Annotated in this window: 10 protein-coding genes; 7 read left to right on the plus strand and 3 right to left on the minus strand. The window is 59.2% G+C overall.

Features of this window, described 5'->3' with window-relative positions:
- Positions 1-45 precede the first annotated feature (45 nt).
- The 3 genes from FBY02_RS24145 (at position 46) to FBY02_RS24155 (ending at position 4169) form a co-directional block, all read left to right on the plus strand.
- Entirely contained in the window at positions 46-1317 is a 1272-nt protein-coding gene (locus tag FBY02_RS24145) for a YeaH/YhbH family protein (RefSeq protein ID WP_144930597.1), read from the plus strand.
- Positions 1314-2879 carry a SpoVR family protein gene (locus tag FBY02_RS24150; protein WP_047702293.1) on the plus strand — a complete coding sequence of 522 codons (1566 nt, stop codon included), beginning with the start codon at positions 1314-1316 and terminating at the stop codon, positions 2877-2879. Before FBY02_RS24145 ends, FBY02_RS24150 begins: the two co-directional genes overlap by 4 nt.
- A gap of 63 nt (positions 2880-2942) precedes the next feature.
- On the plus strand, positions 2943-4169 hold the full coding sequence (locus FBY02_RS24155; protein ID WP_144930598.1) for a multifunctional CCA addition/repair protein: 1227 nt from the start codon (positions 2943-2945) through the stop codon (positions 4167-4169).
- A 92-nt stretch (positions 4170-4261) separates the two neighbouring features.
- Here FBY02_RS24155 and folK read toward each other — a convergent pair whose 3' ends face one another.
- Together folK and folB are read right to left on the minus strand one after the other, a co-directional pair.
- Entirely contained in the window at positions 4262-4789 is a 528-nt protein-coding gene (folK, locus tag FBY02_RS24160; protein ID WP_144930599.1) for a 2-amino-4-hydroxy-6-hydroxymethyldihydropteridine diphosphokinase, read from the minus strand.
- On the minus strand, positions 4780-5133 hold the full coding sequence (folB, locus tag FBY02_RS24165; protein WP_144930601.1) for a dihydroneopterin aldolase: 354 nt from the start codon (positions 5131-5133) through the stop codon (positions 4780-4782). The genes folK and folB overlap by 10 nt, the downstream gene beginning before the upstream one ends.
- 74 nt (positions 5134-5207) lie before the next feature.
- Between folB and plsY the strand changes: the two genes are divergently transcribed.
- Positions 5208-5777 (plus strand): glycerol-3-phosphate 1-O-acyltransferase PlsY, encoded by a 570-nt coding sequence (gene plsY / locus FBY02_RS24170; protein ID WP_144930603.1) that lies wholly within the window; start codon positions 5208-5210, stop codon positions 5775-5777.
- Positions 5778-5782: 5 nt separating this feature from the next.
- Here the strand turns inward: plsY and tsaD are convergent, their stop codons facing one another.
- Positions 5783-6808, minus strand: a complete 1026-nt coding sequence (gene tsaD / locus FBY02_RS24175) for a tRNA (adenosine(37)-N6)-threonylcarbamoyltransferase complex transferase subunit TsaD (protein WP_144930605.1) — start codon at positions 6806-6808, stop codon at positions 5783-5785.
- A 199-nt stretch (positions 6809-7007) separates the two neighbouring features.
- On the opposite strand from tsaD, the gene rpsU reads away from it, so the two are divergent.
- The 3 genes from rpsU to rpoD all read left to right on the plus strand — a co-directional run bounded on the left by rpsU (position 7008) and on the right by rpoD (position 11587).
- Positions 7008-7223, plus strand: coding sequence for a 30S ribosomal protein S21 (rpsU, locus tag FBY02_RS24180; protein ID WP_002551877.1), 216 nt, complete (start codon positions 7008-7010; stop codon positions 7221-7223).
- Positions 7224-7701: 478 nt separating this feature from the next.
- Complete coding sequence (dnaG, locus tag FBY02_RS24185) at positions 7702-9672, plus strand: DNA primase (RefSeq protein ID WP_144930607.1); 1971 nt, start codon at positions 7702-7704, stop codon at positions 9670-9672.
- 67 nt (positions 9673-9739) lie between these two features.
- Entirely contained in the window at positions 9740-11587 is a 1848-nt protein-coding gene (gene rpoD, locus FBY02_RS24190) for an RNA polymerase sigma factor RpoD (protein WP_047702299.1), read from the plus strand.
- The last annotated feature ends 114 nt before the right edge of the window (positions 11588-11701 follow it).

The following is an 11701-nucleotide window of genomic DNA, read 5'->3' on the forward strand; positions in this document are numbered from 1 at the left end:
ACTTGAAGCTTGTAGCTCATTACTTGAAGCTGCCCGGAGGGCCCCATGAGCTATGTGATCGACCGACGCCTCAATGGCAAGAACAAGAGCACGGTAAACCGCCAGCGCTTCCTGCGGCGGTATCGTGACCACATCAAGAAGGCCGTGGAAGAAGCGGTCAGCCGTCGTTCCATCACCGACATGGAACACGGCGAACAGATCAGCATTCCCGGTCGCGACATCGACGAGCCGGTGCTTCACCATGGCCGCGGCGGCAAACAGACCGTCGTGCACCCCGGCAACAAGGAATTCACCAGCGGGGAGCATATTCCTCGCCCACCGGGTGGAGGCGGCGGCAAGGGCCCCGGCAAGGCCGGCAACTCCGGCGAAGGCATGGACGAGTTCGTGTTCCAGATTACCCAGGAGGAATTCCTGGAGTTCATGTTCGAGGACCTGGAGCTGCCGAACCTGGTCAAACGCAACCTGACCGGCACCGATACCTTCAAGACCGTGCGCGCCGGCATCAGTAATGAAGGCAATCCATCGCGGATCAACATCATCCGCACGCTTCGCTCAGCCCATGCCCGGCGCATCGCTTTGTCGGGCAGCAGCCGGGCAAAACTGCGCGAAGTAAAAGAAGAGCTGGCTCGACTGAAGTGTGAGGAACCCGACAATTTCGGCGACATTCAGGACCTGGAAGCGGAAATAGAGAAACTCAGCGCTCGTATCCATCGGGTTCCATTCCTCGACACCTTCGACCTCAAGTACAACCTGTTGGTCAAACAGCCCAACCCGAGCTCCAAGGCCGTGATGTTCTGCCTGATGGACGTATCCGGCTCCATGACCCAGGCCACCAAGGACATCGCCAAGCGATTTTTCATCCTGTTGTATCTATTCCTCAAGCGAAACTACGACAAGATCGACGTGGTGTTCATCCGCCACCACACCAGTGCCAGGGAAGTGGATGAAGAGGAATTCTTCTATTCCAGGGAAACCGGCGGCACCATCGTCTCCAGCGCCTTGAAGCTGATGCAGGAAATCATGGCCGAGCGTTATCCGGCCAACGAATGGAACATCTATGCAGCCCAGGCCTCTGACGGGGACAACTGGAACGACGATTCACCGATCTGCCGTGACATCCTGATCAACCAGATCATGCCGTTCGTCCAGTACTACACCTATGTGGAGATTACACCTCGGGAACATCAGGCCCTGTGGTATGAGTACGAACGCATTGCCGAAGCCTTTTCCGATACGTTCGCGCAACAGCAACTGGTCTCGGCCGGGGATATCTATCCGGTCTTCCGTGAACTCTTCCAGCGCAGGTTAGTGACATGACCGCCAAAAAAGAGCAGAAGCGCCAACCCATCTCCACCGGCTCCGAATGGACGTTCGAGCTGATCCAGGCCTACGACCGCGAAATCAGCCGTATCGCGGACCGTTATGCCCTCGATACCTACCCCAACCAGATCGAGGTGATCACCGCTGAACAGATGATGGATGCCTATGCGTCGGTCGGCATGCCTCTGGGTTATCACCACTGGTCCTATGGCAAGCACTTCCTCAGTACTGAAAAATCCTACACTCGTGGCCAGATGGGGCTGGCTTATGAAATTGTGATCAATTCCGACCCCTGCATCGCCTACCTGATGGAAGAAAACACCATCTGCATGCAGGCACTGGTGGTAGCGCATGCGTGCTACGGCCACAACAGTTTCTTCAAGGGCAACTATCTCTTCCGCACCTGGACAGATGCCAGTTCGATCATCGATTACCTGGTATTCGCCAAGCAGTACATCATGCAATGCGAGGAGCGCCACGGCATCGACGCCGTGGAAGACCTCCTGGACTCCTGCCATGCCCTGATGAACTACGGTGTGGATCGCTACAAAAGGCCCTATCCGATTTCCGCGGAAGAAGAGCGCCGGCGCCAGAAAGACCGCGAAGAGCACCTGCAAAAGCAGATCAATGACCTGTGGCGCACCATCCCCAAGGGTGCCGACAAGTACAGTGAGAAGGACAACGCGCGGTTCCCCGCCGAACCCCAGGAAAACATTCTCTATTTCATCGAAAAACACGCTCCGCTGCTGGAGCCGTGGCAACGGGAAATCGTGCGCATCGTGCGCAAGATTGCCCAGTATTTCTACCCGCAACGCCAGACCCAGGTCATGAATGAGGGATGGGCCACGTTCTGGCATTACACCTTGATGAACGACCTGTATGACGAAGGCCTGGTCACCGACGGCTTCATGATGGAGTTCCTGACGTCCCACACCAGCGTGGTGTTCCAACCCGGATTCGACAGTCCTTATTACAGCGGCATCAACCCTTATGCACTGGGTTTTGCCATGTACCGCGACATACGACGCATGTGCGAAAACCCCACCGAAGAGGACCGTCGCTGGTTTCCGGAAATTGCCGGCTCGGATTGGTTATCCACGATCAAGTTCGCCATGAGCAGCTTCAAGGACGAGAGTTTTATCCTGCAATACCTCTCGCCCAAGGTGATCCGCGATCTGAAATTGTTCAGCATCCTCGATGACGACCAGAAGGACGACCTGCTGGTGCCCGCCATCCACGATGAAAGCGGTTACCGCACCATCCGCGAAACCCTGGCCGCGCAGTACAACCTGGGCAATCGCGAGCCTAACGTACAGATCTACAGCATCGACCGCCGGGGAGATCGCTCGCTGACCTTGCGTCACCAGGCGCACAATCGTAAACCGCTGGGAGATTCCACGGATGAAGTGCTCAAGCACTTGCATCGCTTGTGGGGCTTCGACATTCATCTGGAAACCCTGCAGGGCGACCAGGTCATGAAGACCCACCATGTCCCACCCAGAAACGAACAGACCGAGGGTGATTATGGCCGCCTGGACCTGGCCGTCATCCACCTTTGATCCCACTTTCGCCTCCGTTGGCCCGATGCAAAGGTTATCCTGTCGGATCAACGGAGGTTTTTTATGCAGATCTATAAAGTCGGCGGCGCCGTTCGCGATCGCCTGCTGGGCATCCCCGTCACCGACGTCGACCGGGTCGTGGTGGGCGCCACCGCCGAGGAAATGCTCGCCAAGGGGTTTCGCCCCGTGGGTGCTGACTTTCCTGTGTTCCTCGATCCCGCTACCGGCGAGGAGTACGCCCTCGCCCGCACGGAGCGCAAAAGCGGCCGGGGTTATGGCGGCTTCGTGTTTCATGCCAGCCCTGAAGTCACTCTCGAAGAAGACCTGGTTCGCAGGGACCTGACGATCAATGCCATGGCCGAAGATGATCATGGCAACCTCACCGACCCCTACCACGGCCAACGGGACCTCGAAGCCCGCCTGCTGCGCCACGTTTCTCCGGCGTTTGCCGAAGATCCACTCCGAGTCCTGCGGGTTGCCCGCTTTGCCGCCCGTTATGCCCCACTGGGGTTCAAGGTCGCAGACGAGACCCTGGAGCTGATGCGCCAGCTCAGCGATTCTGGCGAGCTGGAAGCATTGACCGCCGAACGCAGCTGGAAAGAAATTTCCCGCGCCCTCATGGAAAACCAGCCACAGGTATTCATCCAGGTCCTGCGCGACTGCGATGCCCTGAAGGTCCTGATGCCTGAGGTCGATGCGCTATTCGGCGTACCGCAACCCGAAGCCCATCACCCGGAAATCGATACCGGCGTACACACCCTGAGCGTGCTGGAACAGGCTGCCCTCCATCAACAACCGCTGACGGTCCGCTGGGCCTGCCTGCTGCATGACCTGGGCAAAGCCCTGACATCCGAGCACGATTGGCCGCGCCACATCGCCCACGAGCACAAGGGACTGAAACCGATCAAGGCGGTTAACGAACGCTTCAAGGTGCCACGGGATTGCCAGGAATTGGCGCTATTGGTTGGCCAATATCACACCCATGGTCATCGAGCGCTTGAATTGAAGGCGTCTACCTTGCTCGAACTGCTACAGAGCTTTGATGTGTACCGCCGCCCCCAACGTTTCGAAGAGTTTATCGCAGCCTGCGAAATGGATGCCCGAGGCCGCAAGGGCTTGGAGAATCGAAGTTATCCACAGGCGGACTATTTGCGCGGTGCGGCAGTGGCGGCGCGCGCGGTGGCGGTGCAGCCCTTGCTGGAGAAAGGTTTCAAAGGGCCTGAGCTGGGGGAGGCGATCAAGCGCGAGCGGCTGAAAGCATTGAAGGCGTACAAGGAAGCGGCGAACTGACGAGGGTATTGTATCAGTCTGCTTTTTTGAGTGATGTCATACTGTAATCGCAAGCAGGCTCGCTTCCACGTGGGAGCCTGCTCGCGATGGCGTCAGGAAGAACGCAGCAATTGTAACGGCGTGAGCTGTTCACCTCGCCACTCAAAAGCCACCGGGGCCAGGATCTGATCGATTTGCGATTCATCCCACAAAGCAGCGAAGCTTTTGCCCACGCCCGGATGAATCCGATCCGGCGCGATCAACGATAGCGGCCACAGAACGAACGCGTTCTTGAGGATTTCCGCCCGCGGCAGAATCAACCCATCGAAGTTGCCAACCTGCTCGCCATACAGCAACACGTCGATGTCCAGCGGCAGGCCCTTGCGGTCTGGCGCATAACGACCATTATCCGCCTCGATGCACTTGAGACGACGGTCCAGCTCCATCAGCGGCAGGTCGGTGAAGGCCGATACGACAAAATTGAAGAAAGGCCCGCTCTTGATGCCCACCGGCTGGCTCTCGAACACCGCCGAACAGCGTATGTCCACCAGAAAGCCCGCAAGGGCCTCAAGCCCCGCGCGCAAATGGGTTTCGCGCTCGATATTGCTGCCGAGCCCGAGAAAAACCTGTGTCAGCGACATCCGCGCTCAATCTCCACACCCACTCCGCTGGCCGCTGGAACCGCGCCAGGCTTGGTCACTTTCAGACGCAGCCAGGTAATCTTGAACTCGTCCATCAGTTCCTGGGCAAGCCGCTCGGCGAAGGTCTCGACCAACTCGAACCGGGCCTGTGCGGCGAATGCCTGGATGCGCGATGTGACACTGGCGTAGTCGAGCGCCAGACTCAGGTCATCACCCGCGGCGGCCGGGCGGTTATCCCAAGCGAAACGCAGATCCAGTCGCAGGCACTGTCGGATGTCTCGTTCCCAGTCGTAGGCACCGATCACCGTGTCGACTTCCAGGCCCTCGATAAACACTCTGTCCAAGCACTCTTCTCCGCAGCACGACAAGGGCGCAATGCGCCGTTAGAATCAGGGCATCCTCGCCCGGAATAGTTAGCATGTTTTGGTTACTGGCGATCCTCGCCTACCTGCTCGGCTCGCTGTCCTTCGCCATTGTGCTCAGCCGCCTGACGGGTCACCCCGACCCGCGAATGAGCGGCTCAGGCAATGCCGGCGCCACCAACATGCTGCGCCTGGCCGGACGCAAACTCGCCGTCCTGACCTTGCTTGGCGACCTCTGCAAAGGCCTTGTACCAGTCCTGATCGCCAGCCTTGCAGGGTTTTCCTTGCAGCAACAGGCCTGGATCGGTGTCTGCGCGGTCATCGGTCATCTGTTCCCGCTGTACTTCCGCTTTCGGGGCGGCAAGGGTGTCGCCACCGCCGCCGGCATGCTGCTGGGCCTGTATCCGCCCGCCGCGCTGCTGGCCGTCTCGGCCTGGCTGCTGATGTTCTACCTCACCCGCACCAGCTCACTGGCCGCCCTGATCGCCACCCCGCTGACCCTGCCTTTGCTGGCTTGGCAGGAACCCGAGGCCTTGCTGCCGATGACCGCACTGGTCGCGCTGATCGTCTGGCGTCACCGGGGCAATCTACGCGACCTGTTCGCCGGGCGCGAACGACATTTCTAAATACTTCACAACGGCGACAACTGCTCCATCGGCCAGCGCGCCTGCACGCTGATCGCCAGGCTTTCCTGCTGGCCGGCCTGCAGGCGCTGACAGCCCGCATAGGCGATCATCGCGCCGTTATCGGTGCAGAATTGCGGCCGCGCGTAGTAAACGTCGCCTTTCATGTCGCCAAGCATTTTTTCCAGCGACACCCGCAAGGCCTTGTTCGCGCTCACGCCGCCGGCGATGACCAGGCGCTTGAGCCCGGCCTGTTTCAGGGCGCGCTTGCACTTGATGGTCAAAGTCTCCACCACGGCCTGCTGGAACGCCAGCGAGATGTCGCAACGGGCTTGCTCATGGTCGCCCCCGGCGCCAACGCACTGCTGCCAGGTGTTCAGGGCGAAGGTCTTCAAGCCGCTGAAACTGAAATCCAGGCCCGGTCGGTCGCACATCGGACGAGGAAACACGAAACGTCCCTCAACCCCTTGGGCCGCAAGCCGGGCGATTTCTGGTCCCCCCGGATAATTGAGGCCCATCATCTTGGCCGTTTTGTCGAAAGCTTCGCCGGCCGCATCGTCAAGGCTTTCACCCATCAACTCGTATCGACCGATACCGTCGACCCGGACCAGTTGCGTATGGCCGCCGGAAACCAACAAGGCGACGAACGGAAACTCCGGCGGCTGCGGCTCCAGCATGGGCGCCAGCAAATGCCCCTCCATGTGATGCACGCCCAGGGCTGGTATGCCCCAGGCAAAAGCCAGCGCCTGGGCACAGGCAGCGCCGACCAGCAATGCGCCCACCAGACCCGGCCCGGCGGTATAGGCGACGGCATCGATCTGGCTCGGCACACAGCCGGCCTCGGCCAGGACCTGACGGATCAGGGGCAGCATGCGCTTGACGTGATCGCGGGACGCAAGCTCGGGCACTACGCCACCGTAGGCGCGGTGCAGGTCGATCTGACTGAACAGCGCATCGGCCAGCAAGCCGCGTTCACTGTCGTAGAGCGCGACGCCGGTTTCGTCGCAGGACGTTTCTAATCCCAGTACTAGCATGGGTTTGCGCCTTGTGGAGGCTGAATTCGAAGGCGCGCATAATAGTCGCCACGTTGTGCCCCGACCAGCGGTTTTCGATCAGAGGCTTTGCATTCCTGGCGTTGAGGGGTTAACATCCGCAACCCTTAAAAACCGACGTCTTCAAGCGCTCTTTTGCCGCGAGGATGTTGACCCCGGTAATGAATGAAGGTAGCTCTGGATGCCAGCCGTCAAAGTAAAAGAGAACGAACCCTTCGACGTAGCTCTGCGTCGTTTCAAGCGCTCCTGCGAAAAAGCCGGTGTTCTGGCTGAAGTTCGTAGCCGCGAATTCTACGAGAAGCCGACTTCCGAGCGTAAGCGCAAAGCAGCAGCCGCTGTTAAGCGTCACGCCAAGAAAGTTCAGCGCGAACAGCGCCGCGCCGTACGTCTGTACTAATACACAGACGTTCGTAGCAAGCTTCTGCCAAGCCCGGCCTTCAAGCCGGGCTTATGGCATTTGCGGAACAACGCTTGATGCTTCACTGTCAAAGCCGCCGATGCGACCGAGACAACCGCTTCACCACGTCAGACCTGGCTTTTTTGCCAGCGGTGCACGTCTCTTCTGACGAGCCTTCCAAGGCTACTGACGAGCACACCCTGATTCCTCTAACGACGATCAGCCCATGGCACCTGCTTGCGTGCCCGCTCGATGAGCTATCCGAGGCCTGACCGGCCGTTACCGGATTCAGCGCAACATATTCAAACAGTCGAATACCGATGGTAATTAACGTCAGCGGATTATCGGCAGATACACTTCCCGACAGCAATGATGCAGACAACCCGGTCGAGCCACCGTTTACAGTGTCTCAAGACCAGGCCCCGGTTACGCCTGCCGATTCCGGGCCCCTATTTCGTGCAGTGATGATGAGAACGCCATGGCCGGGCTGATTCCCCAGAGCTTTATTGACGACCTCTTGAACCGCACCGACATCGTCGATGTGGTCAGCTCTCGCCTGCAAATGAAAAAGGCCGGCAAGAACTACACCGCCTGCTGTCCGTTCCACAAGGAAAAAACCCCGTCCTTCAGCGTCAGCCCCGACAAGCAGTTCTATTACTGCTTTGGCTGTGGCGCGGGCGGTAATGCCCTCGGCTTCATCATGGACCACGACAACCTGGATTTCCCCCAGGCCGTCGAAGAACTGGCCAAAGCCGCCGGCATGGAAATTCCTCGCGAGGAAAGCGGTCGAGCGCACAAGCCGCGCCAACCCACCGACTCGCCGCTCTACCCGCTGCTGACCGCGGCGGCGGAGTTCTACCGTCAAGCCCTGAAAAGCCATCCGGCCCGCAAGGCCGCGGTAGATTACCTCAAGGGTCGCGGCCTGACCGGCGAAATCGCCCGGGACTTTGGCCTCGGCTTCGCCCCGCCCGGCTGGGACAATCTGTACAAGCACTTGAGCAGCGACACGCTGCAGCAACGCGCCATGATCGACGCCGGCCTGCTGATAGAGAACGCCGAGACCGGCAAGCGCTACGACCGATTTCGCGACCGGGTGATGTTCCCGATCCGCGATACGCGTGGGCGAATCATTGCCTTCGGTGGCCGCGTTCTAGGCGATGACAAGCCCAAGTATCTGAACTCCCCGGAAACCCCGGTATTTCATAAGGGCCAAGAGCTGTACGGCTTGTATGAGGCCCGCAAGAATAACCGCAACCTCGACGAGATCATCGTCGTCGAAGGTTATATGGACGTCATCGCCCTCGCTCAGCAAGGTCTGCGCAATGCCGTTGCGACATTGGGCACGGCCACCAGCGAAGAGCACATGAAGCGACTTTTTCGCGTCGTGCCCAGCGTGCTGTTTTGCTTCGACGGCGATCAGGCCGGTCGCAATGCCGCCTGGCGCGCACTGGAAGCCACGCTACCGTGCTTGCAGGATGGTCGGCGGGCACGCTTTCTGTTTCTGCCGGAAGGTGAGGACCCCGATACCCTGGTGCGCTCCGAAGGCACCGATGCGTTCCGCGCGCGGATCAATCAGCACGCGCAACCATTGGCCGATTATTTCTTCCAGCAGTTGACCGAAGAGGCCGACCCGCGCTCCCTCGAGGGCAAAGCCCACATGGTCACCCTCGCGGCACCGCTGATCGACAAGGTACCCGGCGCCAACCTGCGCACGCTGATGCGCCAGCGCCTGACCGAAATCACCGGTCTCAACAGCGATGCGGTCAACCAACTGGCCCATAGCGCCCCGGCGGAGGCACCGCCGACATACGACCCGGGCATCGACTACGACGCGATGCCGGATTTCGCCGACTATCATCATCCTCAGCAGGACTATGCGCCGCAGCAGGAATGGACCCCGAAAAAAACCGGTAGCGGCGGCAAGAAATGGGACAAGAAACCCTGGGACAAGAACGGCAAGCGCGGTGATCGCGACCAACCACGTGCCCCGCGCGTGCCGATAGCCGTCGAAGCACCAACCCTAATCGCTCTTCGCACGCTAATTCATCACCCGCAGATGGCTGGCAAGGTCGAAACCGCTGATCATTTCGCAAACGAGAGCAATATCTATGCACAGCTGCTGGTGGCGCTGGTCGAGGCAGTGCAGAAAAATCCTAAGCTAAGCTCCATTCAGCTTATGGCTCGCTGGCATGGAACCGATCAGGGGCGCCTGCTTAAGGCGTTAGCAGAAAAAGAGTGGTTGATTGAAAACGACAATCTTGAACAACAATTTTTAGACACCATTACTAGGTTATCCGCGGGACAAGACGCACAGAACCTGGAAAACCTCATCAAGAAAGCAAGGCAACCGGGGCTGACTGCGGAGGATGCCAGCCAGATAGCGAATGAAATGCGTGAACTATTAAAACGCAGTGTCTCCACATCAAACCCGACCTCAACTGGCGCGTGAGGTCACAGCTCAGGTATAATCCTCGGCTTGTTTTTTGCCCGCCAAGACCTTCAGTGGATAGGGTGTTATGTCCGGAAAAGCGCAACAGCAGTCTCGTATCAAAGAGTTGATCCTATTGGGTCGTGAGCAGGGCTACCTGACTTACGCGGAGGTCAACGACCACCTGCCGGAGGATATTTCAGATCCGGAACAGGTGGAAGACATCATCCGCATGATCAACGACATGGGGATCAACGTATTCGAGGTTGCGCCAGATAAGGATGCCCTTATGCTGGCCGACGCCGATACCGACGAGGCGGCCGCTGAAGAAGCGGCCGCAGCGCTGGCGGCTGTCGAGACCGACATTGGTCGCACTACCGACCCCGTGCGCATGTACATGCGTGAAATGGGTACGGTAGAGCTTCTCACGCGTGAAGGCGAAATCGAAATCGCCAAGCGTATTGAAGAAGGCATCCGTGAGGTAATGGGCGCAATTGCGCACTTCCCTGGCACGGTCGACCATATTCTCTCCGAATACACCCGCGTCACCACCGAAGGTGGCCGCCTGTCCGACGTACTGAGTGGCTACATCGACCCGGACGACGGCACCACGCCGCCTGCCGCCGAAGTACCGCCGCCGATCGACGCCAAGGCCGAGAAGGCCGACGACGACAGCGATGACGACGACGCCGAAGCCAGCGAGGACGAGGAAGAAGCCGAAAGCGGTCCTGATCCTATCGTTGCCGCACAGCGTTTCGGCGCCGTGGCCGAGCAGATGGAAATCACCCGCAAGGCGCTGAAAAAGCACGGTCGCGACAACAAGCAGGCGATTGCCGAGCTGTTGGCCCTGGCCGAGCTGTTCATGCCGATCAAGCTGGTGCCCAAGCAGTTCGAAGGCCTGGTCGAGCGTGTTCGCAGCGCCCTGGATCGCCTGCGTCAGCAAGAGCGCGCGATCATGCAACTATGCGTTCGCGATGCCCGCATGCCACGTGCCGACTTCCTGCGCCAGTTCCCGGGTAACGAAGTCGACGAAAGCTGGACCGATGCGCTGGCCAAAGGCAAGACCAAATACGCCGAGGCCATTGCCCGCCTGCAACCGGACATCGTTCGTTGCCAGCAGAAGCTGAGCGCGCTGGAGACCGAAACCGGCCTGAGCATCGCCGAGATCAAGGACATCAACCGTCGCATGTCGATCGGTGAGGCCAAGGCCCGCCGCGCGAAGAAAGAGATGGTCGAAGCGAACCTGCGTCTGGTGATCTCCATCGCCAAGAAGTACACCAACCGCGGCCTGCAATTCCTCGATCTGATCCAGGAAGGCAACATCGGCCTGATGAAAGCGGTGGACAAGTTCGAATACCGTCGCGGCTACAAGTTCTCGACCTATGCCACCTGGTGGATCCGCCAGGCGATCACTCGTTCGATCGCCGACCAGGCCCGCACCATCCGTATTCCGGTGCACATGATCGAGACCATCAACAAGCTCAACCGTATTTCCCGGCAGATGTTGCAGGAAATGGGTCGCGAACCGACCCCGGAAGAGCTGGGCGAACGCATGGAGATGCCTGAGGACAAGATCCGCAAGGTATTGAAGATCGCCAAGGAGCCGATCTCCATGGAAACGCCGATCGGTGATGATGAAGACTCCCATCTGGGTGACTTCATCGAAGACTCCACCATGCAGTCGCCGATCGATGTCGCCACCGTCGAGAGCCTCAAGGAAGCGACTCGTGAAGTACTTTCCGGCCTCACTGCCCGTGAAGCCAAGGTACTGCGCATGCGTTTCGGCATCGATATGAATACCGACCACACCCTCGAGGAAGTCGGTAAGCAGTTTGACGTGACGCGCGAGCGGATTCGTCAGATCGAAGCCAAGGCGTTGCGCAAACTGCGCCACCCGACACGAAGCGAGCATCTGCGCTCCTTCCTCGACGAGTGACCTTCAGAACCCCCGGCCCTGCCGTAATGCTGTTCACTTAAGCATTTGAGTCCAAGCCGGGCTTTCTAGAAAATCCGATACCAGTCCTCTGGTATCGGATTTTTTATGCCCATT

This window comes from Pseudomonas sp. SJZ078, from assembly GCF_007828255.1.
Classification (GTDB): Bacteria; Pseudomonadota; Gammaproteobacteria; order Pseudomonadales; family Pseudomonadaceae; genus Aquipseudomonas.